Here is a 25,754-nt window from a genome sequence, read left to right on the forward strand (position 1 = left end):
TCAGTCGTCGAGCCAGCGGCTGTGACGCACCTGCAGCGCCCGGTCCAGCCCGGCGACGAGGGCGGCGACGCCGAGCGCGGTGGTCACCCCGCCCGGGAGGTCGACGGCCGGCAGCGGCGACGTCGTCCCGAGCCACCCGGCGACGCGGGCGGCCCAGCCCGGCAGCTGCAGGAGGAGCCCGACGACGAGGACGAGCCACGAGAGGGCGCCGACGACGGCGCTCGCCCGCGGGTGGCGCCGGGCGACGCCGGCGCGCCACGCCTCGCCCGTCCCCGGCGTGGGGACGAGGAGCCGCTCGCCGTCGGGCGTGACGAGGTGCACCCGCCGCATCCCCAGCAGCGACAGGGCCGCCTCGACGCGGGCGCCGTCGGGCAGCGCGAAGCGGGCGGGCGAGGACCGCTCGTCGACGAGACGGCCGTCGCGGTAGAGGCCGAGGCGCTCGCCGAGGTCGAGGTAGTCGGCGTCGACGGTCCAGGTGGCGCCGTCGTGCTCGACCTCGAAGGTGCTGCGGTAGAGGGCCGACCACCCACCCACCGGGCGCAGGTCCGCCGGGCAGCGGCGGCTCACCGCCGTCCTCCCGCCAGGCGCTCGAGCCACGCGCGGACGACGGCCCGTGCCTCCTCGGGCCGGCGCCGGTGCGGCCACGTGACGAGGGCCAGGGCCAGGCCCTCGGTGAGCGCGTGCAGCTCTCGGGCCGCCCCGGCCCGGTCGTCCTCGTCGAGCCCGGCCGGGGCGACGTCGTCGACGACGCGGCGGGCCAGGCCGGCGAGGGCGTCGTCCACCTCGTCCGCGACGGCCCGCAGCGCCGGACGGCTGCGGGCCCGCTCGAGGTAGGAGTAGTAGACGCCCGCCTCCGCGGCGGAGACGGGGTCCAGCGGGAGGGTCTCGGCGAGGGCGGCCTCGGCGTCGACGACCGGGTCGCCGGTGCGCGTCCCGTCCGCGAGCCGTCCCCGGACCGCCCCGAGCACCTCGCGCAGGGCCTCGACGTGGAGGTCCTCCTGCGTGGGGGCGACGCGGGTGACGGCGCCGAGCGAGAGCCCTGCCTCGGCGGCGACGCCCCGTGCCGTCGCCGCCGCGAGGCCGTCGCGCGCCGCCACCCGCCAGAGCGCGGCCACGACCTCGCGGCGGCGGGCGGCGGCGTCGAGGGGTCTCGGCATGCCGCCGACCGTAGCGGAACAGGTGTTCCGCCACCAGGGTCAGCGTCCGGCCGTCACCTCCGGGCGGCGCGCGGGGCGGGCGGGGACGAGCTTGAGCCCGACGACCGCCGTGATGATCCCGGCGATGAAGACGAGCTTCCCCGCCGAGACGGCCTCGGTGCCCGTGGCCATGGCGTAGGCCACGGTGAGCACCGCGCCCAGCCCCACCCACACCGCGTAGGCGGTGCCCACGGGGATGTCGCGGGTGGCCCGGCCGAGCCCGAGCATGCTGAGGGCCAGCGCGACGAGGAAGACGACGGCGGGCGCCGGTCGCGAGAGGCCGTCGGAGAGACCGAGCGCCGTCGCCCAGACGGCCTCGAGCACGGCGCTGACGAGGAGCACGGCCCACGGCACGTCAGCTCACCGCCTTGAGGCCGACGACCGAGCCGACGAGGAGCAGCACGAGCAGCACCCGGGCCGTCGAGACGGCCTCGTGGCCGCGGGCCATGCCGTACGCGACGGTGAGGGAGGCGCCGATGCCGACCCAGACCGCGTACGCGGTGCCGGTGGGCAGCTCCCGCATGGCCACGGCGAGGCCGGCCATGCTGAGGACGAGCGCCACGGCGAAGACGGCGGTCGGCAGGCGGCGGGTGAAGCCCTCGGAGCGGCCGAGGGCCGTGGCCCACACCGCCTCGAGGACCCCTGAGACGACGAGCACGAGCCAGGACACGGCGGACCTCCGGTGAGGCCGTCGTGTCCGGGCGGGTACGGCTCCCTCGTCCGCGCCCCCGCCGTCGGGGGCAACCCCATGGGTAGCACGCGCCCCCGCCGACGACCAGCCCGCCGTCGCCCGGGGGCCTCGGGCGCGGGCGCGGTCGGGCGCGGGCCGCGGCCGCCCGGGCCTCCGCCGGGCCCCCGTAGTGTCGTCGCCGTGGACGACCTCCCCGCCGCCGCAGGACCTCTGCGGGACGCCTACGCCGCCGTCGACTGGGCGGCGACGGCGGTCGGCGACCCGTCGGGCTGGGACGAGGCGCTCCGCTCGACCCTCCGCGTCGCCCTCGGCACCCGCTTCCCCGTGGCGCTCTTCTGGGGCGAGGACCTCGTCCTGCTCTACAACGAGGCCTACGTCGGCCTCATCGCCGACAAGCACCCGTCGGCGCTCGGGCGGCCCGCGCGCGAGGTCTTCCCCGAGGCGTGGGACGTCGTCGGGCCGCTGTTCGAGGAGGTCCGGCGGACCGGCAGCGCCACGTGGTCGGAGGACCAGCGGCTCCTCCTGCAGCGTCACGGACCGGCGGAGGAGACCTTCTTCACCTTCTCCTACTCCGCGGTCCGCGGGCCGGACGGGGGCGTCGCCGGGGTCGTCGACATCGCGGTCGAGACGACGCACCAGGTCGTCGACCGCCGCCGCCTCGAGCTGCTGACCCAGCTCAACCTCGCGCTCGCCGACATCCTCGACCCGGGCGACCTCGCGGACCGTGCGCTGCCCGTCCTGCGGTCCGCCCCGCTGGACCTCGCGGCGGTCGACGTCGTCGACGACCCGTCGTGGTCCGCGGCCCTCCCGCCCGTCGGCGAGCCGGCCGAGCGGGCCGTCCCCCGCGACGAGCGGCTGCCGGCCCCGCCCGACGACGTCCCCCGCGCGGGGGTCGCGCTGCAGGAGACGGCGTCCGGCGCCGTCGTCTGGGTGCGGCTGCCGGCGAGCCGCCCCGGCATCCGCCGGCCGCTGCTCGGCGTCCTCCTCGGGCCGACGACCCGGCTCGACGAGGGCTACCGCGGCTTCCTCGGCCTCGTCGCGGCCTCGCTCGCCGCCGCGCTCGACCGGGCGCACGCGCACGCCGTGGAGCAGGCCGCGGCCGACGTGACGCGCCAGATGTCCGAGGCCCTGCAGCGCTCGATGCTCACCGAGCTGCCGCAGCCGGACCACCTCGAGCTCCACGCGCGGTACCTGCCCGCGGTCGACACCGCGCAGGTGGGCGGCGACTGGTACGACGCCGTGATCCTCCCGGACGGGGCCACGGCGCTCGTCATCGGCGACGTCGTCGGCCACGACTCCCGCGCCGCGGCGGCCATGGGCCAGGTGCGCGCCATGACGCGGACGCTCGCGTGGTCCACGCCGGAGCCGCCGTCGCACGTCCTCGCCCGGGTCGACAGGGCCATGGCCGACCTCCACGCCTCCACGCTGGCCACGGTGCTGCTGGCCCGGGTGGAGCAGTCCCCCGAGGACGAGGCCGAGGGGCTGCGCCGCCTCCGGTGGTCGAGCGCGGGCCACCTGCCGCCCGTCCTCCTGCTGGCCGACGGGACGACCGACCTCCTGCCGCAGCGCAGCGACCTCCTCCTCGGCGTCGACCCCGCGGCCCGGCGCGGGGACCAGGAGGTCGTCCTGCCGCCCGGGTCCACCGTGCTGCTCTACACGGACGGCCTCGTCGAGCGCCGCGACCAGCCGCTGACGGCGACGCTCGAGCTCATGCGCACCGCGGTGGCGCGGCTGGCGGACCTGCCGCTGGCCGAGCTCGTCGACGAGCTCATCCGGGTCATGACGGGCGCCGTCCGGCGCGGTCGCGCGGCCGACGAGCACGACGACGACGTGGCCGTGCTCGCCGTGCGCCTGCACCCCGAGGACCGGCCGCGGCCGCCCGAGGCGGGCCCGAACCGGCTCTGAGGCAGCGCCTCCGGCCGCCGGTCAGGCCACGGCGGGCGCCGGACGGCGGCGCGGTGCCCCGGCGGGGAGCCGGCGCACCGTGAGGGCGATGAGCGGCGAGCCGACGACGGTGGGGAGGACCCACGCGAGCGGGCTGTCCCAGACGGTGAGCAGGAAGGCCGTCGTGAAGGACAGGTAGCTGCTGAGCATGAGGACGACGTGCGGGCGCAGCCAGCCCGGGCGGTGACGGCGACGGACGACGAGGCCGGCCACGCACGCGGCGAGCGTGGCCGTCGCGATGACGGCGAGGTGCGCGTTCCCCGGCAGGCTCATGAGCGCGAGCGCCAGGGCGGTCGTCGTCATGACGACGGTGACGCCGACGAAGAGCCGGCCGACGACGGCGTGCCGCGCCCGCTTGGGCAGCACCATCGCCAGCGGGCCGAGCGCGAGGCCGAGGGTGCCGGCCGCCACGTGCGGCACGAGCAGGGCGGTGTGCACGTCCACGGGGCCTCCTCGGGTCGACGGTCCACAGTGGACCGTCGGTGCGCCGAGCGTGCACCATCTACAGTGGACGGTCAAGGGCGGGTGCGGAGGTGGCCATGGCGGAGCAGGGCGAGGGTGGGCCGTCGGTCAACCCGACCGCGGCGTCGCTCCTGGGCTTCCTCCACGAGGGCCCCCGGTCCGGGTACGACCTGCACCGCGCGGCCGTCGACCGCATCGGCCCCTTCTGGAGCGTGACCCGCAGCCAGGTGTACCGCGAGCTCGCCGCGATGGCGTCGACCGGCCTCGTCGAGGCGGGGGAGGCGGGCGCGCGCGACCGGCGGCCGTACGCCCTCACCGACGCGGGTCGGGAGGCCTTCGCGCGCTGGGTGGCCCGGACGGCGCCGCCCGAGCAGATCCGGCACCCGCTGCTCCTCCAGCTCGCCTTCGCCCGGCACCTGCCCCCGGAGCGGCTGGCCGCGGTCGTCGCCGAGCACCGGGCGGCGCACACGGCGCAGCTCGCGCGGTACCGGGCCGAGCGGGAGCAGGCGCTCGCCGCGGGGGCGCGGCCGGTGGACCTCGTCACCCTCGAGTTCGGCCTGCGCTACGAGGCCGCGGTCGTCGACTGGTTCGCCGCCCTCCCCGAGGAGTGGCGGCCGGACGACGTCGTCCCCGAGGAGGACGCGGCCGGGGCGTGACCGCTGCCACGCTGGCGCGGTGACGACCCCCGCCGCCACACGCGCCGCCCCGCTCCCCACGGCCGAGCGCTCGCCCGCGCCCGACGTCGCCCGTGGTGTCGCCCTGCTCGGGATCGCGCTGGCCAACAGCGTCGTCCACGTCGTTGGCCGGGACCTGGGGCCGTCCCTGCGCCCGGTGGACGGCACGACGGCCGACCGCGTCGTCGACGCCCTCGTCGGCCTGCTCGTCGACAACCGGTCCTTCCCGCTCTTCACCCTGCTCGTCGCCTACGGGACGGCCGTCGTGGTCCGGCGGCAGGCCGAGCGGGGAGCGCCCTGGCCGGAGGCACGGCGGCTGCTCGTGCGGCGCTCGCTCGCGCTGCTCCTCCTCGGCGTCGCCCACCTGGTCCTGCTCTTCGAGGGCGACATCCTCACCTCGTACGGGTTCCTCGGCCTCGGGCTCGTCCTCCTGGTCCGCGCGCCCGACCGCACGCTGGTCGTCGTGGGCCTGCTGGCGCTGCTGCCCCTGGCGGCGCTCAGCGGCCTCGACGGGCTCGACGGGGGCGGGGCGGCCGGGAGCGCCTCCGGGGTGCCGTGGGACACGACGTCGGCGGTCGGCGCGCTCGCCGAGAGGGCGTTCGGGGCCGTCTTCCTCGTGGTCGTCGGCCCGGTCTTCACCCTGCTCCTCGTCAGCTCCGCGGTCGTCGGGCTGCTGCTGGCCCGACGGCGGGTGCTGGAACGGCCCGCGGAGCACCTGCCCCTGCTGCGGCGCCTCGTCGTCGTCGGCCTGCCCGTCTCCCTCGTCGGTGCGGTACCGCTCGTCCTCACCTCGACGGGGGTCGTCGCGCTGGGCGGTCTCCCGGACTACGTGGTCGGCGCGCTCCACGGGGTCACCGGTGTCGCCGGTGCCGTGGCCTTCGCCGCGCTCGTCGCGCTGCTCGTCGGACGTCGTCAGCAGGCGGCGGCCCGGGCCGGGACGACGTGGCGCCCGGGCGGCGCCTGGTGGGCGGCGTCGGCCGTCGGGCGTCGGTCGCTGACGTGCTACCTGCTGCAGTCGGTCGTCATGGTGCCGCTGCTCGCGCCGTGGGGCGCCGGGCTCGGCGTGGGCGCCGGCACCGCGCGGGTCGCGGCCGTCGGGGTCGCGACGTACGCGCTGACCGTCGTCGTCGCGGTGCTGCTCGAGCGGGCCGGACGGCGCGGCCCCGCCGAGGTGCTCCTGCGGTGGATGGTCTACGGGCGACGCGAGCGCGCCGTCGCGGCGCCGGCGTGAGCGCCGGCCCGCCGCCGACGGCGCTGGTGGTCCCGCGGCTGCTGCACCCGCCGGTCCTCCTCCGGGCCTTCACGCCCGCGGACGTCGGGGCGGTGTGCGAGGCGGCGGCCGACCCGTACGTCGTCGCCACGACGACGGTCCCCGCCGACCCCGACGACGCCGCGCTCCTCGCCTTCGTCGCCCGGCAGCACGAGCGGTCGCGCCGGGGGAGCGGGTGGTCCCTCGCCGTCGCGGACGAGGCGACCGACCGGTGCGTCGGCCAGGTGGGGCTCTGGCCGGCGGGTGACGGCCGGGCGACCGTCGGCTACTGGACGGTGCCGTCCGCCCGCGGCCGCGGGTACGCGACGGCGGCGCTGCGCGCCGTCACCGGGTGGGCCGTGCTCGTCCCGGGCGTGGACCGGCTGGAGCTGGCCGTCGAGCCCTGGAACGCCGCCTCCCTCGCCGTGGGCGCGGCCGCCGGCTTCCGCCGGACGGCGCTCGTGCCCGGGTACCTCGAGGTCGACGGCGTGCGGCGCGACATGGTCGTGCTGGAACGGGCGCCCGGCTGACCCGGGCGCCCGCGACCGGTCCCCGTCAGCGGGAGCGCAGCCCCCGCAGCACCTTCCCGACGAGACCGGCGGTGCCGCCGCCGGCGGCGGCCCCGCGGGCGCCGGTCGTGCCGCGGGCACCCGCGCCGCCCCGGGTCGTCGGCCGGCCGGCAGCGCCGCCACGTCCGCCCGCCGCGGCCTGCTCGGCGGTCCCCAGCAGCTTGTTGACGATGCTCATGGCGTGTCCTCTCGTCGGTCCGCCCGGGGTGCCGGGAGGGCGACCGACGCTAGGGGCGTCCGGCGCCGGCCGCCCGTCGGCCGAGGCGGCGCGCCAGGTCGTCGAGCCCGGTGACGCGGAGGTCCGGTGCGGTGAGCGAGCGCGGGTACGGGCTCCCGGTCCGGTCGACCCAGACGGTGCCGAGCCCGGAGCGGGCGGCGCCGTCGACGTCCCACGGGTGGCAGGCGACGAGCGTGGCCCCGGCGAGGGGGACGCCGCAGGTGCGCGCCGCGTGCTCGTAGGCCGCGCGCGCCGGCTTCCAGACGCCCGCGTCCTCGACGGAGAGCACCGCCTCGAGGTCGTCGACGACGCCGCCGCGGGCGAGCAGCTGCTCGGCCTGCGCCGCGGCGCCGTTGGTGAGGGCGACCACCCGGTGGCCGGCGTCGCGCAGCGCCCGCAGGCCGGGCGCCACGTCGGGGTGCAACGGCAGCTCGGCGAGCCCGGCGAGGACGTGGTCGACGGCGGCGTCGAGGTCCCCGTCGAGGTCCTCGCCGTGCAGGACGGTGCGGAGGGCGTCGGCCGCGAGGTCGGCGAAGCGGGCGGAGGCGCCCGCGGCGGCGAGGCCGAACCCGTCGCGCAGGACCGTGGCGAACCACCGCGGCACGAGGTGCGCGGGGGCGCCGACGTCGACGAAGCGCCCTGCGAGGGGGCGCAGGTCGGTGAGCGTCTCGTTGACGTCGAGGACGAGGAGCGCGGTGGGCGGGGCGGCGGTCATGCCGGCCCCGGGTGGTGGTGTGTCACCGGCCTACCGTCGTGCCTCCTCCCGCCGCGGGCGCGCCGACGCGGGGACCGCGTCCCCGACGACCTCGGGGTACTCGCACGTGAAGGTCCCCTCGTAGCCGACGAGCGGGCCGAGGCGCGCGTTGCGGACGGTGACCGAGATCGTGAAGCGCTCGCGCTCGTCGTCGTAGCCCTCGACGAGGTCGGCGACGCCGGACAGCGCCAGGGGGAAGCGGAACGAGACCGGCCCCTCGTGGAAGCGCTGGGCGCCCGAGCGGAGCGAGAGCCGCCCGTCGGCCAGGACACGCGGGTGCAGGTCGACGGCGAGGTGCTGGTGGGTGCCGAGGTAGTCGAGGACGGTCGGGCGCCCGTCGGCGTCGGGGTCGCCGGCGACGAGGGTGGCGTCGAAGCGGTCGCGCCGGCCGGGGCCGGTCTCGAAGGTGCGCAGGACGCTGAGCGACTCGCGCCCGAGGCTGTCGACGTAGGCGTGGTTCTCGACGGTGAAGGGCACGTCCCGGCCGTCGTGCGGGACGAGGATGTTGCGCCACGCGCCGAGGTGCAGGAAGGGCAGGGTCCACGTCGGGCCGTGCCAGACCCGGTCCATGACGCCGCGCCCGACGCAGGAGTAGCCGGCGGCGGTCGACGCGCCGAAGCGGCGGCGCAGCTGCGGGTGGAGGCGCCCGGCGTCGGCGCCGAGCGCGTCGAGGACGACGCTCACCGGTCCGCCCCGGCCCGGGCGGCGGGGAGGCCCGCGAGGTCCCGCGGCGGGGTGGCGGCGAGCCGGTCGGGCGGTCGGCGACGGCAGCGCCGGGCCGAGGGGACGCCGGGCGGTGCCGGCGCGAGCACCGCGGCGGCCGCCACCAGCGCCGCGACGACGGCGGGGGCGCCCGACCGGTGGCGGGCGGCGCGGCGCGCCAGCGCGGCGGCACCCATGAGCGCGCCGACGCGGCCGGCCGCGAGGGCCAGGGCGGCGTCCCGGGCCCGCGCCGGGTCGAGGCCGCGCTCGGCCCAGAGGCGCAGGCGGTCGAAGCTCCACGCCGTCGCCCGCCCGACGAGGGGGCGGACGAGCCACGGGTCGAGCCACCGGCCGAGCCGTCCCCAGCCGGGCTCGTAGTCGTAGCCGGTGAGGAAGCGCACGTGGTCGCCGTCGGGCACGTAGCGCCAGTACCCGCTGCCCGCCCCGAGCGGCGACAGCGGGCCGGCGGCACCCCACCGGAGCGCGGAGGTGCCGCCCCCGTCGGCGCGCCGGCGCGACGCGGTGCTGACGCCCGTCCCGGTCACCGTCACGAGGGGCAGGCGCGGCGCGGGCAGCGTCAGGTCGTAGCGGAAGAGGCGGTGGCCCTCGTCGTCCGCCCCGGTCGGGGTGATGGCCGAGAAACGCAGGTCCCAGCGGGGGTGGAGGGCCGGGTCCTGGGTGAGGTGCCAGAGGTCGTCCACGGTGCCGGCGGCGCCGCCGCGGCCCACGCGGACGGAGGTCTCGACGTACAGCGCCCTCGCCATGCCGGGGACGCTAGCCGGGCCGGGGCTCCCGGGGCGGGCTTCGGGCGGGCCCCGGGGCACCGACGGCCCGGCACGGCAGGGCACGCGCCCGGTGGGGCGCGGCCCTACCGTGCGCCCGTGGCCGCCCTGCGACGTCGCCCCGACGGGGGCCTGCCCGTCCACCGCGCACGCGAGCGCGGGTCCGCCTTCGTCTACGGCAACATCACCGTGCTCGGCGCCGTCGTGGCGGTGGGGCAGGACGCCGTGCGGTCCGGCTCGGCGTCCGTCGTCGTGCTGGCGACGGCGGCGGCGACCTTCGTCGCGCACGTCATGGCCCACGTCGTGTCCGAGCGGATCGGGCCCGACGTGGACCCGCCGCGCCTGCGCCGCGAGGCCGGGGCGTCGCTGCGGGACGCGCTGCCCATCGCCAGCTCGGGCGTGTGGCCCGCGCTGCTCCTCCTCGCGGGGGCCCTCGAGGTCCTCCCGACGACGACGGCCTGGTCCGCGGCCGCCGCCGTCGTCGGCGTCCGGCTGGCGCTGACGGGCCTCGTGGTGGAGCGGGTCTCGGGCCGCCGTCCGTCCTCGACCGCGCTGTGGGGCGGCGTCGTCCTCGCCGCGCTGAGCGCCGTCGTGGCGGTCGCGAAGGCGGTGCTGACGCACTGACCCCCGGCCCGCCCCGCCCTGCCCGCCCGGGAGGCCCGGGAGGGAGGGAGGCGGCCCGTCAGGCCAGCGGCAGGGACGGCGCGAGCCGCCGCAGCGAGGTGTACGTCGGCACGAGGGCCTCGTACATCTCGGCGAAGACCGGGAGCAGCGAGGCGTAGACCGCCTGCTCGGCCGGCCGGGGGCGGACGACGTCGTCGATGGCGACGAGGTCCGCCGCGACGTCGACGGACGCGATGAGCCCCAGCGCCTCCATGCCGAGGAGGGCGGCCCCGAAGCCGGAGCCCTCGTCGGATGGCGCGAAGCCGATGGGCATGCCGAGCGCGTCGGCGAGCACCTGCCGCCACAGCGCGCTGCGGGCGAAGCCGCCCGTGGCGCGCAGCTCGCGGATCTCCAGGCCGGCGGCCCGCATCGAGTGCAGGACCGTCGCCAGCTGCAGGCACACGCCCTCGACCGCCGCCCGGACGAGGTGCTCGCGGCGGTGCGCCCGGGTCAGCCCGACGTACGCGCCGCGGGGCAACGAGCTCCAGTGGGGGGCCCGCTCGGACAGCAGGTACGGGAGCATGACGAGACCGCCCGAGCCGGCCGGCACCGTCGCGGCCAGGTCGAGCAGGGCCTCCTGCGAGTCCTCCCCGAGGTCGGGCGCCAGGCTGTCGCCGGCCCACTCGAGCACCGCGCCGCCGTTGTTGATGGCGCCGCCGACGACCCAGCGGTCCTCGGTGAGGGCGTAGCAGAACACCCGCCCCAACGGGTCGACGGCCGGGTGCTCGACCGAGACGCGCAGCGCCCCGCTCGTGCCGATGGAGATGGCCGCGACGCCGGGCCGCACCGCCCCGAGGCCGAGGTTGGCCAGGGGGCCGTCGCCGGCCCCGACGACGACGGGCACGTCCTCGGGCAGGCCGGTCGCCGCGGCGGCGGCGGCGGTGATGCCGTGCCGGACGTGCGTCGTCGCCACGAGCTCGGGCAGCTGCTCGGGCAGGAGGCCGGCGAGGGCCAGCGCCTCGTCGTCCCAGCGCAGCGTGGCGAGGTCCATGAGGCCGGTCGCTGACGCCGTCGAGTGGTCGGTGACGAGCGCCCCGCAGAGGTACCAGAGCACGTGCTCCTTGACGCCCACCCAGAAGCCCACCTGCTCGCAGAGCGCGGGCTCCTGCTCGCGGAACCAGACGAGCTTCGGCAGCGGCGACATCGGGTGCAGCGGGGTGCCGGTGCGGCGGTGCAGGGCCAGGCCGGTCGGGCTCGCCCGGAGCCGCTCCGCCTGGGCGCCGGCGCGGGTGTCGGCCCACGTGACGAGGGGCGTCAGCGGCTCCCCGGTGGGCGACAGGCCCACGAGGCTGTGCAGCGCCGTGCTGAAGGACAGGCCCGCCACGCGGTCGGCGCCGACCTCGGCCGTCACCTCGCGCAGGGCCTCGACGACGGCGGCCAGGACGGCGGCCGGGTCCTGGACCGCGTGGCCGGGGTGCGGCTCCTCGAGCGGGTAGCCCGAGGACGCCGAGGCCACGAGCGAGCCGTCGGTCGTGAAGGCGACGACCTTCGTGGCCGTCGTCCCCAGGTCGACGCCGAGGACGACCGGCGTGCCGCGCGTGGCCCGGGGGCCGGCCCCGGCGTCGTCGGGCGTCACAGCACGAGGCTCAGGACGAGGACGATGGCGAAGCCGACCACGCCGATGAGCGTCTCCATGACCGTCCAGGTGCGCAACGTGGTGGGAACATCCATGCCGAGGAAGCGGCCGACGAGCCAGAAGCCCGAGTCGTTGACGTGCGACAGCACGGTGGCGCCGCAGGCGATGGCGATGACGACGAAGCAGATGCCGAGGGCGCTGAGGTCCGCCGCCGCGACGGTGGGGGCGATGAGGCCGGCCGTCGTGGTCAGCGCCACGGTGGCCGAGCCCTGCGCGACGCGGAGCAGCGTCGAGACGATGAACGCGGCCACGATGACGGGCAGGCCGATGGCCTCGAGGCTGCCGGCCAGCGCGTCGCCGATGCCGCTGGCGCGCAGGACCCCGCCGAACATGCCGCCGGCGCCCGTGATGAGGACGACGGAGCAGATGGGGCCGAGGGAGTCGTTGACGAGCTTCTCGACCTCGCCGGCCGAGTAGCGGCCGCGGCCGAGGACGACCATCGCGACGAGCACGGTGATGAGGAGGGCGACGGGCGTGCTGCCGACGACCTGCAGCCAGCCGACCCACGACTGCTCGCCGTCGAGGTCGGTGGCGGAGGCCACGGCGCTGATGCCGGTGTTGAGGAAGATCAGCAGCAGCGGCAGCAGGAGCAGCGTGAGGACGATGCCGAAGCGGGGCGCGGGGGCGTCGGGGCCGTCGGTGCGGTCCTCCATGGCGCCCGACGCCCACTCCGCGGGCAGCGGGATGTCGTGCCGGCGCCCGGCGTACTGCCCGAAGAGGTAGGACGCGACGTACCAGGTGGGCAGGGCGACGGCGACGCCGACGAGCACCAGCAGGCCGACGTTGGCGCCGAGCAGCTCGGCCGCGGCGACCGGGCCGGGGTGCGGCGGGACGAACCCGTGCATGACGGCGAAGGCGCCGGCCGAGGGGAGCGCGTAGGTGAGCGTCGAGCCGCCGAAGCGGCGGGCCACCGAGAGGATGATCGGCAGGAAGACGACGAAGCCGGCGTCGAAGAAGATCGGGAAGCCGAAGAGCAGGGACGCGACGCCGAGGGCGAAGGGCGCCCGCTTCTCGCCGAAGCGGCCGACGAGGGTGTCGGCGAGCACCTGGGCGCCGCCGGTCACCTCGAGCAGCCGCCCGATCATGACGCCGAACCCGACGAGCAGGGCGACGCTGGCGAGCGTGCTGCCGAAGCCCGACGTCAGGGTGGCGACGAGGTCGGCCGGCGGTATGCGCGTCGCGATGGCCGTCAGCGCGCTGACGAGCACGAGCGCCACGAAGGCGTGCAGCTTGAAACGGATGATGAGCAGCAGCAGCAGGGCGACGGCGCCCGCGGCGATGCCGAGCAGTGGCCCGGCGCTGTAGGCCGGCTCGATGGTCTCCACGGTGGGGCTCCCCAGGTCGGTCGAGGCAGACGGCGGTGTCGTGCGGGCGGCACTGTAGAGATTGGTACTACTAATAAGCAACGAGACCGTCGAATGACGTACGCCTCGGCGTGCGGGAGGGTAAGTGCGTGAGCGAGGAGGCGGCGGGTCCCGCCGCGCGCGGTCTGCACGACGCCGTGCTGCACCGGGTGGGGCGCGACGTCGTCGAGGGTGCCGTGCCCGCGGGCAGCGTGCACTCGCTGGAGCGGTTGGCGGAGCGGTACGGCGTCTCGCGCACGGTGGTCCGCGAGGTCGTCAAGGTGCTCGAGGCGATGCACGTCGTCGACAGCCGTCGGCGGGTCGGCATCACGGTGCTGCCGGCGTCGCGGTGGAACGTCCTCGACCCGCTCATCGTCCGGTGGCGGCTCGCGGGCTCGCAGCGCGCCGCCCAGCTGCTGGCGTTGTCCGAGGTCCGTCTGGCCGTGGAGCCGGTGGCGGCGGGCCTGGCCGCGCGACGGGCCACCGCCGAGCAGTGCGGCGCCCTCACCGAGGCCGTCGTCGGGATGACGACGTCCGCGCGCGTCCCCGACCTCGAGGCCTACCTCGGCCACGACAGCGTCTTCCACCGGACGCTGCTCCTTGCGTCGGGCAACGAGGCGTTCGCGGCGATGGCCGAGATGGTGCAGGAGGTGCTGTCCGCGCGGACCCACCACCACCTCATGCCGGCGGTCCCCGAGGCCGAGGCGGTGCGGCACCACTGGCAGATCGCCGAGGCGGTCACCGCGGGCGACGCCGAGACCGCCGAGCGGGTCATGCGCGAGGTCGTCCGGGAGTCCATGGCCGCGATGACCGCGGCGTTCCCGACGACGGGCTGAGCGGCGCGCGGGGACGGGGTCGGTGCGTCGACCTGACGGTCTGCCGTCAGGTCGGCGCACCGACCTCCGCCGCCGGGCCCGTGGCGTCCACCGCGAGCAGGTGGCGGGCGCCGCGCTGGAACTCGTGGGCGACCTCCCGGACCTCCGTCGCCAGGCCGCGCGCGGCCAGGTCCCGGCGCAGCCGGGCGAGGAGCTCGTCGAGCGGGCGGCCGGCGACGTCGACGAGCGGGTACACGCGGACCTCGCGGCGGGCGACGCGCGCCATCTCGAGCAGCGCGGCGAGGTGGGCCGCCCGGTCGAGGCGGTCGGCGTACGTGAAGAGCAGGTGCGAGGACACGACGAGGTCCGCGCTCGCGGCCGCGAAGGGCAGGTGGGGCAGCGACGCCGCCACGTACCGCCCGGGCTCCGCGCGGCGGTGGGCCACGAAGCGGGCGGCGGAGGCGGCGCGACGGCGGGTCAGCGCGTCGGGGTCGCCGTGCAGGTCCCAGACGTAGGCGTCGGCGCGGCCCGCCGCCCAGGCCCGCCCACGCTCGAGCTCTGCGCCGAGCCGGGCCTCGAGCTCGTCCGCCGAGACGGCGTACACGGGGTCGACGGCGCGGGCGTCCGCCCCGAGGGCGCAGGCGGACGCGGTGAAGCTGGCCCCGCCGCCGGGGCAGTCGAGCACGCTGCCCGCGAGGTCGGCGTCGTCGAGGGCCAGCATCGCGCGGTACTCCTCGAGGTCGCGCGAGCTGACGAGGTAGTCGCCGAAGCCGCTCACGGCGTCGGCCTCCGGCACAGGAGCGCGGCCTGGTCGCGGCGCTCGCGGCCGAGCGGGCGGCGCTGCAGCCGGGTGTGGACCTCGAGGCCCGCGCCGACGGCGAGGTCGACGGCGTCCTCGAGCGTCATGTCCCACGCCTCGATGTCGACCGGCGGGCCGTAGGCGCCCGAGATGATGCGGTGGCCCCGGCCGACGTGGAAGCCCAGCAGCAGCAGGCCGCCCGGGCGCAGGACGCGCCCGAGCTCGCCCACCGCGCGGGGCAGATGGTCGGGCGGCAGGTGCAGCAGCGAGTACCAGGACGCGGCGCCGGCGCAGGAGGCGTCCGTGAGGTCGAGCGCCAGCACGTCGCCCACGGCGAACCGCAGGTGCGGGTGCGCGGCGCGGGCCTCGCGGAGCATCCCGGGGGAGAGGTCGACGCCCGAGGCGTCCAGCCCGCGGTCGTGCAGGTAGGCGGTGAGACGTCCCGTGCCGCAGCCGACGTCGACGACCGGGCCCGGGGTTCCGTCCGCGCGGAGCAGGTCGACGAAGAGTTCGAGAACCGCGCGCTCGGGCCCCTGCTCGGCGTCCACGCCGACGACGAGGCGTGCGTAGTCGGCCGCGACGGCGTCGTACCCGTCGCGGACGGCGGCGAGGTGCGTCGGCTCAGGCACCGAGCACCTCCGTGTAGTGGTCGGCCGGGACCGGCTCTTCGACGTGGTGCAGGAGCCGGCGCCACTCCTCGTAGCGGTCCGAGCCGCGGAACCCCTCGGTGTGGTCCTCGACCCGCTCCCACTCCACGAGCAGCAGGTGGGTGCCCGGTCGCTCGACGCCGCGCGACAGCTGCAGCCGGCGGAAGCCGGGCGTCGCGGCGATCAACGGCCTGGCCGCGGCGAAGGCGGCCTCGAAGGCCTCCTCCCGCCCGGCGACGACGGGCAGGAGCGCGTGCTCGAGGACCATGGGCCGAGGGTGGCAGCGGTGACGGCGTCCGCGGCGGACCCGGGCCGTCCGACGGCCCCGCCGGGGCGGCGCGGGCGTCATCCCCCGGCCATGGACCTCGCCGGCTCGCGCCTCGACCACCTCAACCTGCCGGTCCGCGACCTGCCGCGGGCCGTCGCCTTCTACGAGGCGGCCCTCGCGCCGCTCGACATCGTCACGCTCATCGCCGTCCCCGCGACGCCGGCGGCGCAGCAGAAGGCGATGCACGCCTTCGGCGTCCACCCCAAGCCCTTCTTCTGGCTCGTCGAGGGCGGCCGCGACGACTACGCCTACGACGAGGACACCCACGTCGCCTTCACGGCCGACGACTGGGCGACCGTCGACGCCTTCCACGCCGCCGCGCTCGCCGCGGGCGGGACGACGCTCCGCCCGCCGGGCGTCTGGGCCGAGTACCACGCCGAGTACCACGCCGACTACTACGGCGCCTTCGTCCGCGACCCCGAGGGCGTCAACGTCGAGGCGGTCTGCCACGCGCCGGTGGTGGACGGCGACGGCTGAGACCGTCGATGCCCCCCTGCGGCCCTGACCGCGGCGGGGCCCGTCCGACGGACGCCGCTCGCCTCGTCGCCCGTCGAGTCCGACGAACGGCAAGGTCCGGGCCGGCGGGATCATGTCGTGCGTCGGACTCGACCGAGCACCGTCGCGAGCGTCGTCGAGGATGGGGCCCATGGACGAGCAGTGGACCTGCCGGCACGTCAGCCTCAGCAACCCGGAGGGCGACGGCGCCACCGACCTCCCGCTCCTGCTGCGGCGGGTGGCGGACCTCATGGAGGAGGAGGGGATCGCGCCGATGGACGTCATGGACCTCACCGTCTCCTCCGACATGACCGCCGACGGGCCGTGGTGGACGGTGACCGTCTACTGGTCGCCCGGCAGCGGTGAGGACGACGACGCCGCGGACGAGCCCTCCCGCGGCACGGGGTCGTCCGGGTCGTCGGCGCGCGTCGCCTGATCTGCGGGAGCGGGGGCGCCGCGTCGCCGCCGCTGCCACCATCGCGCATGGCCCTCGAGCAGAGCACCCGCCCGGTCGCCCGCCGCCTGCCCGGCGGCGTGGCGGTGGCGGTCGGTGCGGCGTCCGTGGTGGTCGGCGTCCTCGCGCTCGTGACGGCGCCGGGCGTCACCCGCCTCGACCAGTACACCTACGACACGACCTTCGTCACGGCGTGGTGGTGGCTCGCCTACGTGCTCGTCGTCCCCGCCGCCGTCCTGCTGTGGCGCGCCCGCGCCGGGTACGCCGGCTACGTCGTCACCGGAGCGGCGCTCGTCGTGCCGCACGTCGTCGTCGCGGCCCTCGTCGTCGCCCGGTACCGCGCGACGGGGTGGGGCGACGGCCTGGAGGTCCTCGCCTTCCTCCACCCCTTCGGGCTCTTCGTCGTCACGGCGGCGGTCCTCGGCCTCACGGGCGCCGTCGACGCCGCCCGGCGCCGACGGGCCGCGACGCGGCCGGGCTGAGCCTCTGCACGAGAACCGCCGTGCACGGCGGTTCTCGTGCAGAGGCGCTCGACGGGGTGGTGGAACGCCGCCCGGGCGTCCCGTCGCGGTGCCCGGGTGGCCCGACCCGGGGTCAGACGGCGAGAACGCGTCGCAGCGCCGCCCGTCCGGCCGGCTCCCAGGTCGGCTTCCCGCCCGCGAGCCCGAGCCGGCCCGCGCGCCCGATCTGGAGCAGGCCGACCGCGCGGAGCACCGCCCACCCACGGGCGCGCGCCGAGGTAGCGCCGTCGGTAGCGCCGTAGGCATCGAGGAAGGGCTCCGCGGCCCCGTCGGGCAGGAGGAGCCAGGCCGCCGACAGGTCCGTCGCCGGGTCGCCGGCGCAGAGGTCGCCGAAGTCGAGCAGACCGACCAGGTCGCCGTGCTCGTCGCCCACGACGTTGGCGGGGTGCAGGTCGCCGTGCAGCCAGCGCGGCGCGCCGTCCCAGGCGGGCGCCGCCAGGGCGGCCCGCCACACCGCGTCGAGACGCGCTCTCGACGCGTCGTCGACGACCTCGTCGAGGACGTGCTCGGGCAGCAGGGCCCGTGCCAGCGGGACACCTCGGGAGTCGCTGCGCGGAGCGCCCTCGGGCGCCGGCACGTGCAGGCAGCGCAGGGCGCGGGCGAGCGTGCCCGCCGCCACCACGCCGAGGGGCGCGAGGTCGGCCGGCGTCCCGGTCACCCAGCGCGCCACGGTCCACGGCCGGTCGAGGAGCTCGGACGGACGGCCGACCCGCACGGGCGCCGGGACGGGCAGGGGGAGGAGCCCGGCCAGCACCGGCACCCAGGTCTGCTCGGCGAGCAGGAGGCCCGGTCCCCGGGAGGTCCGCGGCAGGCGGACGGCGAGGTCGTCGCCGAGCCGCCACACGTGGTTGTCCCAGCCGCCGTCGACCTCGCGCAGGGGGAGGTCGGCGAGGTCCGGGTGCTGGTCCCTCAGGAGCGCCCGGACGAGCGGCGCCTCGAAGCGGGGGATCACGGCGTCCGCGGCTCCGTCACGCCGGCGCGTCGACGACGACGTCCACCCGCGAGCCGTCGAAGCAGAGGTACCCGGCGGCCGCGGCGACGTCGTGGAGCGGGGTCTCGTAGCTCCACGCGGCCTCCTCGGCGACGGCGCCCGACGCCGTCCGCACCGTCCAGTACGACGCCCACCCCTTGTAGGGGCAGGCCGTCCGCGTGCCCGTGGGGTCGAGGTCCGCGACGACGTCGGCCCGCGGCAGGTAGAGGCGCGGGGGCAGCTGCGTCTCGAAGACCGCCAGCGGGCGCGTGCTCTCGGCGACCACCTCGCCGTCGAGCGTCACGCGGACGCGCCGCGAGCTCGGCAGCGTGTCGACGCGGTGGAAGGGGTCGCGCGGGTGGCCGACGTTCTCCTCGTCCTCGTGCCACCACGGGCCGAGGGCGTCGAAGTCCAGCAGGACGAGGCCGGCCAGGTCGGGGTCGTCCGGCCGGAAGGCCGCCCCGGGCCGGACGACACCGGCCGCGCTGAGGTCGAGCGACGTCCCCGGCGTCGTGTGGGCCGTGAAGGGCACGTCCGGCCCGAGCAGTCCGTCGCCGGGGACGTCGGCGCCGGCGTCGCGGGCGGGCGAGAGCTCGGCGCGGACGTCGCCCTCCGGGACGGCGTACTGGCAGAGGAACCGCCGCGGCTCCCAGACCGCGACGGACCCCGTCGTGTCCACGACGACACCGCCCGCCAGCGCCGCCCTGACCCGCTTGCCGAGGGGCTCGAACCGGAGGGTGCCGGTCGCGTCCGCCAGGACCTGCTGCTGCCTCGTCGCCATGCGCCCATGGTGCGGCGTGGGCGGCGCCCCCGCGCCCCGCCCCCTGTCAGCGCACGTCCACAGCCCCGACCCGGCCCTCACCCCACGGCGTCGACGGCTTCCCGGGCCCAGCCGGCCAGGTGAGCCAGAGCGGCACCGCGCTCGCGGTAGAGGTGCCGGGCCTCGGCCGGGCGGTGGTAGGCGCGGTGCTCGGCGGCCGCCGCGCGCGTCAGCAGCAGCGGCAGCAGCCACGTGTACTTCACCGCGGAGACGAGGACGCCGAGCCGGGCGTCCCCGTCGCTGCCCGCCCAGCCGCTCTCCCGGAGACCGGCCAGGTACGCCGGCAGGCACGCCGCCTCGGCCTCCGCGAGCCGGTCCGCCGGCCAGAACAGGTCGAAGACGTTGTCCGGCAACCAGTTGCCGAGGTCCTCTCCGACGGCGCCGTCGCCGGCGAACGCCCAGTCGAGGAGGACGACCTCGCCACCCGGACGTCGGACGGCGTTGCTCGCCCACGCGTCGAGGTGGCACAGCGTGCGCGGCAGCTCCTCGGCGGCGTCGAGCAGCCGCCCCCGGTGCGCGAGGAGGTGCCGCCAGCCGTCGCGGAGACCGTCCGGCCAGGTGTCCCGCACCAGCGGTCGGGCCCAGGCGGCGTCGTCGTCGACGACGGACAGGTCGGCCGGCCGGCTCGTCGAGTACTGCCGCAGCCACCGCCGCGACGCCCACCCGGGCCGTGGCGTCGGACGCCCCTGCCAGCGGCCGAGCGCGGCAGCGGTGGCGACGTGGTCGTCGAGCGTGAACTCCGGTCCGGGGGTGCCGACGACGTCCTCGAGCACGAGCGTGGCGCCGTCGGGGTGCTCGACGACGTCGGCCACCGGCATCGCCAGCCCGGTGCCGGCGAGGGACGCCCGCAACGCGGGGTCGCGGTAGGCGTCGGCCTCGCGGCGCCAGGAGTTCCAGTGCGCCGGGTCCTCGGACGACGCCCAGTGCGCGGGGGCCGTCGTCGTGACCCCTGCCCGGCGGAGCACCTTGCGCACCCGCGTCCCGGTCGCCGTGCGGACCCGCTCGACGACGACCGTCGTCGCGTTGTCGGGGTTGTGGCGCAGCACCTCGACGTCGTCCACGGGGGCAGTCTCGCCGAGCCTCGGCACGGGCGGCGGGACCGATGCCGCCGCCCGTGCGGAGGCTCAGGCGCTCATCGCGGGCAGCGGCCGCTCCGTCTGCGCCACCTCGGTCATCTTCGCCAAGAGCGGCCGCAGCGGTCCGGAGAAGAGGGCCTTGTCGGCGAGGCGCCGGGCGGCGAGGCCGAGCCGCGTCTCGGGGTAGGCGAAGTGCTGGATGCCGGGCGGCAGCTTCTGGACGTCGTCGACGAGCGGTCGCATCCACTCCTCGTAGGCGCGCAGGGCGTCCTCCGTCGTCGCGGCCGTCGACAGCGAGGCGGCGAGGACGTAGCCGCTCGTCAGCGCCAGGGAGGCCCCGCCGCCGCCCATCGGCGTCACGCACCAGCCGGCGTCGCCCGCGAGGACGACGTGGCCGCGGTGCCAGGTGCTCATGCGGACCTGCGCCAGGTCGTCGACGTAGACGTCGTCCGACGTCGCGAGCCCGTCGAGGACGCGGGGGGCCTCCCAGCCGACGCCGTCGAAGACGTCCCGCAGCCGGCGCACGGCCTCGTCGCGGTCGACGCCGACGAGCCCGCCGGAGCGCGCGACGGCGAGGATGGCGCGCGTCGTCCCGTGGGGGTCGGGCCGCAGGTGCACCTGCCGCCCACCGGTCGTCGTGAGCCAGCGCCAGCGGTCGTCGTCGGAGGCCGTGCGGGGGATGGTCCCGAAGGCCATGGTGATGCCGAGCTCGTGGGTGTCCACCTCCTCGCCCATGACGAGGTCACGCGTCGACGAGCGCACCCCCTCGGCGACGACGAGGAGGTCGGCGCGCAGCGCGTCGCCCGCGGTCGTCGTCACGGTGACGCCGTCCGCGTCGTCGTCCACGGCCGCGACGGTGAGGCCGTAGCGGACGTCGACGCCGTGGGGGAGGGCGTCGAGGAGGACGCGGGCGAGGTCGCCCCGCAGCACCTCGAGCTCCGCGGTCGCGCCGTCGGGGCCGTCGGACGGCAGGTCGGCGGTGACGCGACCGGTCTCGTCGACGAGGACGGTGCCCGTCTCGGTGGTGTTGCGGGCCTTCACGGCCGGGGTCAGGCCCATGCGGTCGAGCACGTCGTGGGCGACGCCGCGGACGTCGACGTTCTGCCCGCCGTCGCGAAACGCGTCGGCCCGCTCGAGGACGGTGACGTCCCACCCGGTGCGGCGGAGCCAGAAGGCGACGGACAGCCCCGCGATGCTGGCTCCCGAGACGACGGCCGTGCGCGGGCGACGCTGCTGCTCCATGGGTGGGCGCTCCTCTACGGTGGGATGATGACTGCACTGCCAAGTTACTTTATTGTGAAGGAGCCCGCCGGATGAGCGACGAGCGTCCGGGGCCGGCCGACCCGCTCACCGAGCGGTGGCGCCCGGAGGACCTGGCGGTGCTCGAGGCCCTGCGCGGCTGGACGGTGGGCCAGGCGGAGATGAACCACCACCTCGGGCGCTGGGCGGGCCTGCCGACGTCCGACGCGAACGCGCTCGGCCACGTCGTCTGGGCCGCCGAGGGCGGGGAACCGCTCTCGCCGCAGGCGCTCTCGCGCCGCCTCGGCATGACGACGGGCGCGACGACGGTGCTCCTCGACCGGCTGGAGCGCGCCGGCATGGTCGTCCGCAGCCGCGAGAGCGCCGACCGCCGGCGGGTGACCCTGCGTCCCAGCGACGAGGGGCGGGAGCGGGCCCGCGCCTTCACGGCCTTCGCCGGGCGGGAGATGGCCGCGACGGTGCAGGCCGCGTCGGCCGAGGACCTGCGCGTGGTCGCCGACTTCCTCGAGCGGCTGTCCGGGGCCGTGGCGGCGGGCAACGAGCGGCTGCGGCACCGGGAGGGCTGAGGTCTCGGGGTCTTGTCCGTGCGCGCCTGGCACGGCAGCCTGCGGGTCGTGCGCAGGCTCGTCGTCTCGGTGCTGACCTCGCTCGACGGCCGCTACGTCGGGGCGGGCGGCGACCTGTCGCGGATGCCCTTCGAGGACGCCTTCGACGACCACAACCTCGCCCTGCTGCAGCGGGCGGGGACGCTCGTCTACGGCGGCCGGTGGTTCCCCGACAACTGGTCCCACTGGTCCGCCGTCGCGGCCGACCCGTCCGCCGGCGGGCGTGACCGGGCCATCGCCGAGCGGGTCACCTCGCTCGACAACCTCGTCGTCAGCGACTCGCTCGCCGTGGACGACTGGGCGCCGTGGGCGCCGCGGACCCGCGTGGTGCGCCGCGACGACGGCCCGGCCGCGGTCGCCCGGCTCAAGGAGGGCGAGGGGGGCGACCTGCTGATGTTCGGCAGCGCGACGACGTGGAACCCCTTCCTGGCGCAGGGGCTCGTCGACGAGCTCGTCGTCCTCGTCGGTGCCTGCGTCGTGGGGGAGGGCGCCTCGCTGTACGCGGGCCCGCCCGCCGGCCTGCGCCTGCTCGACGCCGAGGTCCTGCCCGGCTCGCAGCTGGTGCGGCTGCGGTACGACGCGACGGGGGCTGCCCGCTGACGGCGAGTCCGACGTCCGGTCCCGGGTCCGACGTGAGGGCACGGTCGGCGCGCCGGGGGCGTGCGCGACGTCGGACTCGTGCCGCGCGGTCGCACTCGAGGAGGTGCCGGGGTGGACGACGTCGTCCTGAGGCCGGTGGCGGGCGTGGTCGCCCGGGACGCGGACGGGCGCGTGCTCCTCGTTCGCCGTCGCGACGACGGGACGTGGGGCCTGCCCGGCGGCGGCGTCGAGGCCGGCGAGACGTGGGCGCGGGCGGCCGTCCGCGAGTGCCGCGAGGAGTCGGGCTGGGAGGTGCGCGTCGACGGGCTGCTCGGCGTCTACAGCGACCCGGCCACCCAGGTGCACCGGTACCCCGACGGCGCGCGCCGGCACGTCGTCGGCGTCGTCGTCACCGCCGTCGCCCTCCGGCGGGTCGGCGCCCCCGACGACGAGGTGACCGAGGTGGGATTCTTCGCCCCGGACCGGCTGCCGTCGCCCCTCTTCGCCCCCGACGCGCCGGTCCTCGCGGACGTCGTGTCCGGGAGGCCGCCGCCTCACCTGCGTTGAGCCGAGGCCCCCGGCCAGGCGTAGGTGCAGTCCGGCTCCTGCTCCTCGGTGGCCGCGCCGTCGCCCGACCCGACCAGCACGAAGCCCGCGGCCTCGTAGAACGCCCGGGCCCGCTCGTTGCGCGTGAAGACGTGCAGCCGCAGGCCGTCGGGGTGCGCCGCGCACGCTGCGTCGAGGAGCGCCCGTCCCAGACCTCGGCCCTGGGCGTCGGGGTCGACGTACAGCTGCTCGAGCCACCCGTCCGCGACCGCGGACAGGCCCAGGACCCGGCCCTGCTCCTCGGCCACGGTGACGACCTGCGACCTCAGGACGACGTCGCCGAACCACGCCTCGGTCTCGACCGGCGTGTGCAGCACCGGCAGCCACGGCATGGCCGCCTCGCGGGACCGGTGGTGGACGGCGGCCAGCGCGGGGGCGTCCGCCGGCCTCGCCCGCCGCAGCGCCGGCCTGCTCACCGTTCCGGCTCCGGCCACTCGTGCGCCGGCAGCAGCTCGCGCAGCGGCGCCCACGCCCCGCGTGCGAGGACGACGACGGCGTCGAGGTTGTCGGGGTGCATCTGGCGCAGGAACTCCCGGCAGCGGCCGCAGGGCGGCAGGACGTGGAGGCGACCGTCGTCGTCCCGCCACACGGCGACGACGCCGGTGATGCGCTGCTGCCCGGCCGTCACCATCGCCGCGACCGCGGAGGCCTCGGCGCAGAAGCCGGTCCCACTGCCGGTGTCGATGCAGACGCCCGTGAAGTGGTCGCCCCGGTCCGTGACGACGACGGCGGCGACGTCGCCGACGAGGCGGTCGCCGAGCCGGCGGGGGGCGAGGGCCCGGGCGGCCTCGGCGACGAGGTCGGCGCGCTGGTCGACGTCCATGGCGCGCACCGTGGCACGGCGCCGGCCGGCGGGTCAGCCGGATATCGGGAGCTTGTAGCCCCGGTGCGTCGCGACGAAGCCGAGGCGCTCGTAGAAGCGGTGGGCGTCGGTGCGCGAGGCGTCCGTCGTCAGCTGGACGACGGCGCAGCCCCGGTCGCGTGCCTCGACGACGACCCACCGCAGCATCGCCGTCCCGAGACCGCTGCCGCGCAGGTCCTCCCGCACCCTGACCGCCTCGACCTGCGCCCGCCGCGCGCCCCGCCGGGACAGCCCGGGCAGGACGCCGAGCTGGAGCGTGGCGACGACCTCCCCGTCGCGCTCGGCGACGACGAGGGTCTGGGCTGGGTCGGCGTCGACGGCGGCGAAGGCGTCGAGGTAGACGGCGAGGTCGTCGTCGCCCTCGAGCCGCTCGCGGCCCGCACCGAGGTGGTCGTCGGCGAGCAGCCGCACCACGGCCCCGACGTCGTCCGCGGTGGCACGCCGCAGCACGACCGCGGGCCCGGGCAGCGTCAGCTCGGTGGGCAGCGTCATGCCGTCAGCGTCGCAGCGCCCGCGGTCAGCCGGCGGCGCTCACCTCGAGCAGGCTCTTCCATGGGTCCTCGAAGCGCAGCGTGCGGCCGTCGTGGCGGGCGGTGATGTCGTGACGCCGGAGCCGCTCGGCCAGGGCGTCGACGTCCTGCGCCGTCGGCACGACGATCGACACCTGGCCGAGGCCGATGGTCGCCGCACGGGCGCCGGCGCCACGGCTGCCCCAGCTGTTCATGGCCATGTGGTGGTGGTAGCCGCCGGCGGAGACGAAGAGCGCGCCGCTCCACTCGGCGGTGACCTCGAAGCCCAGCGCGTCGACGTAGAAGGCGCGGGCCGTGGGGACGTCGCCGACCTTGAGGTGGACGTGGCCGACCTCGGCGCCGCTGAGCGGCTGCTCGACGAGGTGGTCGCGGAGGAAGGCGTTCGGGTCGAGCGGCGCGTTGTCCATGAGGACGCGGCCGTCCTGCCACCCCCACTCCTCGCGCGGGCGGTCGCGGTAGAGCTCGATGCCGTTGCCCTCGGGGTCGGTGAAGTAGAAGGCCTCCGACACGAGGTGGTCGGCCGAGCCCACGTAGGCCGACCGCGGGTGGCGCGCGGCCCGGGCGACGACGTCCGCGAGCGCCGCGCGGTCGGGGAAGAGGAGCGCCGTGTGGAAGAGGCCCGCCTGGCCGGGCGCCGGCGCGGGGAGGCCGGGGGTGTGGACGAGGACGACGAGGGCGTCGCGGCCACGGCCGAGGACGCTGACGTCGGCGGCCGCCGCACCGGGGGCGCCGAGGTCCGTCGCGGTGCGGGCGGCGTCGCCGGCGAGCTCCTCGAGGCCGAGGGCGTCGCGGTAGTACGCCGTCATGCCGGGCAGGTCGGCGACGTGGAGGGTGACGGCGTCCATCGTCGTCGCGCCGGGGAGGAGCAGGGCGTCGTCGCGACCGGTGGCGGTCGTCGTGGGGGTCGTCATGGCGTCTCCACGGGCAGAGGTTGTTGCGTGAACTGTTGGGTCGACGGTAGCACCGTATGGTTGTGCCGACAACCAACGAGGAGGACGACGTGGCGACCGAGTGGCTGGACCGGCGTGAGCTGGCGGCGTGGATCCGCGTGGCCTCGGTGCTGGAGGTCCTGCCGGGCGTGCTGGACGGCCAGCTCCGCCGCGACGGCGGAGTCACGCTCTTCGAGTACTTCGTCCTCGCGATCCTCTCGGAGACACCGGGCCGCACGCTACGGATGAGCGCGCTGGCCCAGCAGACGAACGCGACGCTGCCCCGGCTGTCCAACGTCGTGCGCCGGATGGAGGGTCGGGGCCTCCTCGAGCGCCGGCAGGCCGACGACGACGCCCGCGCCACCGACGTGACCCTGACCGACGAGGGCATGGCGACGACCGAGCGGGCGGCGCCGGGCCACGTCGCCGCCGTCCGCCACCACGTCGTCGACGCGCTGACCCCCGAGCAGCTCGGGCAGCTCGTCGAGATCACCGACGCCCTGCTCGACCGGCTCGACCCCACCGGGGGGATGGCGGTGACGTACCGGCGGTACGACGGCTGAGGGCACCGGCGCG

35 protein-coding genes and 1 riboswitch are annotated in these 25,754 nt (G+C 77.1%); of the genes, 13 read left to right on the forward strand and 22 right to left on the reverse strand.

The genetic code is table 11. The features are described from left to right. Genes EDC03_RS13505 through EDC03_RS13520 form a run of 4 tightly spaced genes read right to left on the reverse strand, consistent with a single transcriptional unit; the run spans position 1 to position 1,866 of the window. Positions 1-567: a hypothetical protein gene (locus tag EDC03_RS13505; RefSeq protein WP_123380777.1), complete on the reverse strand. Its 567-nt coding sequence runs from the start codon at positions 565-567 to the stop codon at positions 1-3. Continuing rightward, on the reverse strand, positions 564-1,157 hold the full coding sequence (locus EDC03_RS13510) for a TetR/AcrR family transcriptional regulator (RefSeq protein WP_123380778.1): 594 nt from the start codon (positions 1,155-1,157) through the stop codon (positions 564-566). The genes EDC03_RS13505 and EDC03_RS13510 overlap by 4 nt, the downstream gene beginning before the upstream one ends. A gap of 39 nt (positions 1,158-1,196) precedes the next feature. Further along, a complete protein-coding gene (locus EDC03_RS13515; protein ID WP_123380779.1) occupies positions 1,197-1,550 on the reverse strand; it encodes a DMT family transporter in 354 nt (117 codons plus the stop codon). A 1-nt stretch (position 1,551) separates the two neighbouring features. Next, entirely contained in the window at positions 1,552-1,866 is a 315-nt protein-coding gene (locus EDC03_RS13520) for a DMT family transporter (RefSeq protein ID WP_123380780.1), read from the reverse strand. Between the two features lie 12 nt (positions 1,867-1,878). After that, positions 1,879-1,941: riboswitch (guanidine-III (ykkC-III) riboswitch) on the reverse strand. Between the two features lie 126 nt (positions 1,942-2,067). On the opposite strand from EDC03_RS13520, the gene EDC03_RS13525 reads away from it, so the two are divergent. Next, positions 2,068-3,792 carry a SpoIIE family protein phosphatase gene (locus EDC03_RS13525; protein ID WP_158674311.1) on the forward strand — a complete coding sequence of 575 codons (1,725 nt, stop codon included), beginning with the start codon at positions 2,068-2,070 and terminating at the stop codon, positions 3,790-3,792. A gap of 21 nt (positions 3,793-3,813) precedes the next feature. On the opposite strand, the gene EDC03_RS13530 is transcribed toward EDC03_RS13525, so the two are convergent. Beyond that, positions 3,814-4,275: a DUF2306 domain-containing protein gene (locus tag EDC03_RS13530; RefSeq protein WP_123380782.1), complete on the reverse strand. Its 462-nt coding sequence runs from the start codon at positions 4,273-4,275 to the stop codon at positions 3,814-3,816. Between the two features lie 95 nt (positions 4,276-4,370). Between EDC03_RS13530 and EDC03_RS13535 the strand changes: the two genes are divergently transcribed. From EDC03_RS13535 to EDC03_RS13545, 3 genes are read left to right on the forward strand one after another with little or no spacing between them, the layout of a single operon-like run. Continuing rightward, a complete protein-coding gene (locus tag EDC03_RS13535) occupies positions 4,371-4,949 on the forward strand; it encodes a PadR family transcriptional regulator (RefSeq protein WP_123380783.1) in 579 nt (192 codons plus the stop codon). Between the two features lie 19 nt (positions 4,950-4,968). Next, positions 4,969-6,198 (forward strand): DUF418 domain-containing protein, encoded by a 1,230-nt coding sequence (locus EDC03_RS13540; RefSeq protein WP_123380784.1) that lies wholly within the window; start codon positions 4,969-4,971, stop codon positions 6,196-6,198. Continuing rightward, positions 6,195-6,746 carry a GNAT family N-acetyltransferase gene (locus EDC03_RS13545; protein WP_158674312.1) on the forward strand — a complete coding sequence of 184 codons (552 nt, stop codon included), beginning with the start codon at positions 6,195-6,197 and terminating at the stop codon, positions 6,744-6,746. Before EDC03_RS13540 ends, EDC03_RS13545 begins: the two co-directional genes overlap by 4 nt. Positions 6,747-6,771: 25 nt before the next feature. Here the strand turns inward: EDC03_RS13545 and EDC03_RS13550 are convergent, their stop codons facing one another. Genes EDC03_RS13550 through EDC03_RS13565 form a run of 4 tightly spaced genes read right to left on the reverse strand, consistent with a single transcriptional unit; the run spans position 6,772 to position 9,222 of the window. Further along, on the reverse strand, positions 6,772-6,963 hold the full coding sequence (locus EDC03_RS13550; protein WP_123380786.1) for a hypothetical protein: 192 nt from the start codon (positions 6,961-6,963) through the stop codon (positions 6,772-6,774). Positions 6,964-7,012: 49 nt separating this feature from the next. Next, positions 7,013-7,717: a haloacid dehalogenase type II gene (locus tag EDC03_RS13555; protein ID WP_123380787.1), complete on the reverse strand. Its 705-nt coding sequence runs from the start codon at positions 7,715-7,717 to the stop codon at positions 7,013-7,015. 30 nt (positions 7,718-7,747) lie between these two features. Beyond that, entirely contained in the window at positions 7,748-8,440 is a 693-nt protein-coding gene (locus EDC03_RS13560; RefSeq protein ID WP_123380788.1) for a DUF4166 domain-containing protein, read from the reverse strand. Further along, entirely contained in the window at positions 8,437-9,222 is a 786-nt protein-coding gene (locus EDC03_RS13565; protein ID WP_199720252.1) for a hypothetical protein, read from the reverse strand. Before EDC03_RS13565 ends, EDC03_RS13560 begins: the two co-directional genes overlap by 4 nt. A 117-nt stretch (positions 9,223-9,339) precedes the next feature. Here EDC03_RS13565 and EDC03_RS13570 point away from each other — a divergent pair, with 117 nt between their 5' ends. Continuing rightward, a complete protein-coding gene (locus EDC03_RS13570; RefSeq protein ID WP_123380789.1) occupies positions 9,340-9,864 on the forward strand; it encodes a hypothetical protein in 525 nt (174 codons plus the stop codon). A gap of 58 nt (positions 9,865-9,922) precedes the next feature. Here EDC03_RS13570 and EDC03_RS13575 read toward each other — a convergent pair whose 3' ends face one another. Further along, entirely contained in the window at positions 9,923-11,479 is a 1,557-nt protein-coding gene (locus EDC03_RS13575) for a gluconokinase (protein ID WP_123380790.1), read from the reverse strand. After that, on the reverse strand, positions 11,476-12,864 hold the full coding sequence (locus EDC03_RS13580) for a GntP family permease (RefSeq protein WP_123380791.1): 1,389 nt from the start codon (positions 12,862-12,864) through the stop codon (positions 11,476-11,478). The genes EDC03_RS13575 and EDC03_RS13580 overlap by 4 nt, the downstream gene beginning before the upstream one ends. 128 nt (positions 12,865-12,992) lie before the next feature. Between EDC03_RS13580 and EDC03_RS13585 the strand changes: the two genes are divergently transcribed. Next, positions 12,993-13,718, forward strand: coding sequence for a FadR/GntR family transcriptional regulator (locus EDC03_RS13585; RefSeq protein WP_123380792.1), 726 nt, complete (start codon positions 12,993-12,995; stop codon positions 13,716-13,718). Between the two features lie 46 nt (positions 13,719-13,764). On the opposite strand, the gene EDC03_RS13590 is transcribed toward EDC03_RS13585, so the two are convergent. From EDC03_RS13590 to EDC03_RS13600, 3 genes are read right to left on the reverse strand one after another with little or no spacing between them, the layout of a single operon-like run. Further along, positions 13,765-14,475 (reverse strand): methyltransferase domain-containing protein, encoded by a 711-nt coding sequence (locus EDC03_RS13590; RefSeq protein WP_199720253.1) that lies wholly within the window; start codon positions 14,473-14,475, stop codon positions 13,765-13,767. Next, complete coding sequence (locus EDC03_RS13595; RefSeq protein WP_123380793.1) at positions 14,472-15,125, reverse strand: class I SAM-dependent methyltransferase; 654 nt, start codon at positions 15,123-15,125, stop codon at positions 14,472-14,474. Before EDC03_RS13595 ends, EDC03_RS13590 begins: the two co-directional genes overlap by 4 nt. Then, positions 15,118-15,411: an antibiotic biosynthesis monooxygenase family protein gene (locus tag EDC03_RS13600; RefSeq protein ID WP_123380794.1), complete on the reverse strand. Its 294-nt coding sequence runs from the start codon at positions 15,409-15,411 to the stop codon at positions 15,118-15,120. The genes EDC03_RS13595 and EDC03_RS13600 overlap by 8 nt, the downstream gene beginning before the upstream one ends. A 90-nt stretch (positions 15,412-15,501) precedes the next feature. Here EDC03_RS13600 and EDC03_RS13605 point away from each other — a divergent pair, with 90 nt between their 5' ends. The 3 genes from EDC03_RS13605 to EDC03_RS13615 all read left to right on the forward strand — a co-directional run bounded on the left by EDC03_RS13605 (position 15,502) and on the right by EDC03_RS13615 (position 16,902). After that, a complete protein-coding gene (locus EDC03_RS13605) occupies positions 15,502-15,948 on the forward strand; it encodes a VOC family protein (protein ID WP_123380795.1) in 447 nt (148 codons plus the stop codon). Between the two features lie 169 nt (positions 15,949-16,117). Beyond that, positions 16,118-16,402: a hypothetical protein gene (locus EDC03_RS13610; RefSeq protein WP_123380796.1), complete on the forward strand. Its 285-nt coding sequence runs from the start codon at positions 16,118-16,120 to the stop codon at positions 16,400-16,402. Between the two features lie 47 nt (positions 16,403-16,449). Further along, a complete protein-coding gene (locus EDC03_RS13615) occupies positions 16,450-16,902 on the forward strand; it encodes a hypothetical protein (RefSeq protein ID WP_123380797.1) in 453 nt (150 codons plus the stop codon). A gap of 112 nt (positions 16,903-17,014) precedes the next feature. Here the strand turns inward: EDC03_RS13615 and EDC03_RS13620 are convergent, their stop codons facing one another. From EDC03_RS13620 to EDC03_RS13635, 4 genes are all read right to left on the reverse strand, one after another. After that, a complete protein-coding gene (locus EDC03_RS13620) occupies positions 17,015-17,893 on the reverse strand; it encodes an aminoglycoside phosphotransferase family protein (protein WP_123380798.1) in 879 nt (292 codons plus the stop codon). A 16-nt stretch (positions 17,894-17,909) separates the two neighbouring features. Further along, on the reverse strand, positions 17,910-18,692 hold the full coding sequence (locus tag EDC03_RS13625) for a DUF427 domain-containing protein (RefSeq protein ID WP_123380799.1): 783 nt from the start codon (positions 18,690-18,692) through the stop codon (positions 17,910-17,912). 77 nt (positions 18,693-18,769) lie between these two features. Further along, on the reverse strand, positions 18,770-19,792 hold the full coding sequence (locus EDC03_RS13630) for an aminoglycoside phosphotransferase family protein (RefSeq protein ID WP_123380800.1): 1,023 nt from the start codon (positions 19,790-19,792) through the stop codon (positions 18,770-18,772). A gap of 63 nt (positions 19,793-19,855) precedes the next feature. Further along, positions 19,856-21,049 carry an FAD-dependent monooxygenase gene (locus EDC03_RS13635; protein ID WP_123380801.1) on the reverse strand — a complete coding sequence of 398 codons (1,194 nt, stop codon included), beginning with the start codon at positions 21,047-21,049 and terminating at the stop codon, positions 19,856-19,858. Positions 21,050-21,120: 71 nt separating this feature from the next. Between EDC03_RS13635 and EDC03_RS13640 the strand changes: the two genes are divergently transcribed. From EDC03_RS13640 to EDC03_RS13650, 3 genes are all read left to right on the forward strand, one after another. Next, positions 21,121-21,633 (forward strand): MarR family winged helix-turn-helix transcriptional regulator, encoded by a 513-nt coding sequence (locus tag EDC03_RS13640; protein ID WP_123380802.1) that lies wholly within the window; start codon positions 21,121-21,123, stop codon positions 21,631-21,633. 48 nt (positions 21,634-21,681) lie between these two features. After that, positions 21,682-22,272 carry a dihydrofolate reductase family protein gene (locus EDC03_RS13645; RefSeq protein ID WP_158674313.1) on the forward strand — a complete coding sequence of 197 codons (591 nt, stop codon included), beginning with the start codon at positions 21,682-21,684 and terminating at the stop codon, positions 22,270-22,272. A gap of 111 nt (positions 22,273-22,383) precedes the next feature. Beyond that, complete coding sequence (locus tag EDC03_RS13650) at positions 22,384-22,818, forward strand: NUDIX domain-containing protein (protein WP_123380804.1); 435 nt, start codon at positions 22,384-22,386, stop codon at positions 22,816-22,818. Here the strand turns inward: EDC03_RS13650 and EDC03_RS13655 are convergent. The 4 genes from EDC03_RS13655 to EDC03_RS13670 are packed head-to-tail and all read right to left on the reverse strand — an operon-like array spanning position 22,806 to position 25,160. Beyond that, positions 22,806-23,273: a GNAT family N-acetyltransferase gene (locus tag EDC03_RS13655; protein ID WP_199720255.1), complete on the reverse strand. Its 468-nt coding sequence runs from the start codon at positions 23,271-23,273 to the stop codon at positions 22,806-22,808. The genes EDC03_RS13650 and EDC03_RS13655 overlap by 13 nt on opposite strands. Next, positions 23,270-23,680 (reverse strand): cytidine deaminase family protein, encoded by a 411-nt coding sequence (locus EDC03_RS13660; protein WP_123380921.1) that lies wholly within the window; start codon positions 23,678-23,680, stop codon positions 23,270-23,272. Before EDC03_RS13660 ends, EDC03_RS13655 begins: the two co-directional genes overlap by 4 nt. A gap of 33 nt (positions 23,681-23,713) precedes the next feature. After that, positions 23,714-24,211 (reverse strand): GNAT family N-acetyltransferase, encoded by a 498-nt coding sequence (locus EDC03_RS13665; protein WP_123380805.1) that lies wholly within the window; start codon positions 24,209-24,211, stop codon positions 23,714-23,716. A gap of 25 nt (positions 24,212-24,236) precedes the next feature. Further along, positions 24,237-25,160, reverse strand: coding sequence for a VOC family protein (locus tag EDC03_RS13670; protein WP_123380806.1), 924 nt, complete (start codon positions 25,158-25,160; stop codon positions 24,237-24,239). Positions 25,161-25,216: 56 nt separating this feature from the next. Here EDC03_RS13670 and EDC03_RS13675 point away from each other — a divergent pair, with 56 nt between their 5' ends. Continuing rightward, the gene (locus EDC03_RS13675) at positions 25,217-25,741 is read left to right on the forward strand and encodes a MarR family winged helix-turn-helix transcriptional regulator (RefSeq protein ID WP_123380807.1); all 525 of its coding nucleotides are present in this window, start codon (positions 25,217-25,219) and stop codon (positions 25,739-25,741) included. Positions 25,742-25,754: the final 13 nt, after the last annotated feature.

It is taken from the genome of Pseudokineococcus lusitanus (genome assembly GCF_003751265.1).
Lineage (GTDB): Bacteria > Actinomycetota > Actinomycetes > Actinomycetales > Quadrisphaeraceae > Pseudokineococcus > Pseudokineococcus lusitanus.

Excerpts from the sequence above, each read along its gene's own strand:
- EDC03_RS13510 (WP_123380778.1), bottom strand. The coding sequence starts at position 1,157 with ATGCCGAGACCCCTCGACGCCGCCGCCCGCCGCCGCGAGGTCGTGGCC.
- EDC03_RS13535 (WP_123380783.1), top strand. The coding sequence starts at position 4,371 with ATGGCGGAGCAGGGCGAGGGTGGGCCGTCGGTCAACCCGACCGCGGCG.
- EDC03_RS13550 (WP_123380786.1), bottom strand. The coding sequence starts at position 6,963 with ATGAGCATCGTCAACAAGCTGCTGGGGACCGCCGAGCAGGCCGCGGCG.
- EDC03_RS13555 (WP_123380787.1), bottom strand. The coding sequence starts at position 7,717 with ATGACCGCCGCCCCGCCCACCGCGCTCCTCGTCCTCGACGTCAACGAG.
- EDC03_RS13565 (WP_199720252.1), bottom strand. The coding sequence starts at position 9,222 with ATGGCGAGGGCGCTGTACGTCGAGACCTCCGTCCGCGTGGGCCGCGGC.
- EDC03_RS13600 (WP_123380794.1), bottom strand. The coding sequence starts at position 15,411 with ATGGTCCTCGAGCACGCGCTCCTGCCCGTCGTCGCCGGGCGGGAGGAG.
- EDC03_RS13605 (WP_123380795.1), top strand. The coding sequence starts at position 15,502 with ATGGACCTCGCCGGCTCGCGCCTCGACCACCTCAACCTGCCGGTCCGC.
- EDC03_RS13610 (WP_123380796.1), top strand. The coding sequence starts at position 16,118 with ATGGACGAGCAGTGGACCTGCCGGCACGTCAGCCTCAGCAACCCGGAG.
- EDC03_RS13615 (WP_123380797.1), top strand. The coding sequence starts at position 16,450 with ATGGCCCTCGAGCAGAGCACCCGCCCGGTCGCCCGCCGCCTGCCCGGC.
- EDC03_RS13625 (WP_123380799.1), bottom strand. The coding sequence starts at position 18,692 with ATGGCGACGAGGCAGCAGCAGGTCCTGGCGGACGCGACCGGCACCCTC.
- EDC03_RS13635 (WP_123380801.1), bottom strand. The coding sequence starts at position 21,049 with ATGGAGCAGCAGCGTCGCCCGCGCACGGCCGTCGTCTCGGGAGCCAGC.
- EDC03_RS13640 (WP_123380802.1), top strand. The coding sequence starts at position 21,121 with ATGAGCGACGAGCGTCCGGGGCCGGCCGACCCGCTCACCGAGCGGTGG.
- EDC03_RS13660 (WP_123380921.1), bottom strand. The coding sequence starts at position 23,680 with ATGGACGTCGACCAGCGCGCCGACCTCGTCGCCGAGGCCGCCCGGGCC.
- EDC03_RS13665 (WP_123380805.1), bottom strand. The coding sequence starts at position 24,211 with ATGACGCTGCCCACCGAGCTGACGCTGCCCGGGCCCGCGGTCGTGCTG.
- EDC03_RS13670 (WP_123380806.1), bottom strand. The coding sequence starts at position 25,160 with ATGACGACCCCCACGACGACCGCCACCGGTCGCGACGACGCCCTGCTC.
- EDC03_RS13675 (WP_123380807.1), top strand. The coding sequence starts at position 25,217 with ATGGTTGTGCCGACAACCAACGAGGAGGACGACGTGGCGACCGAGTGG.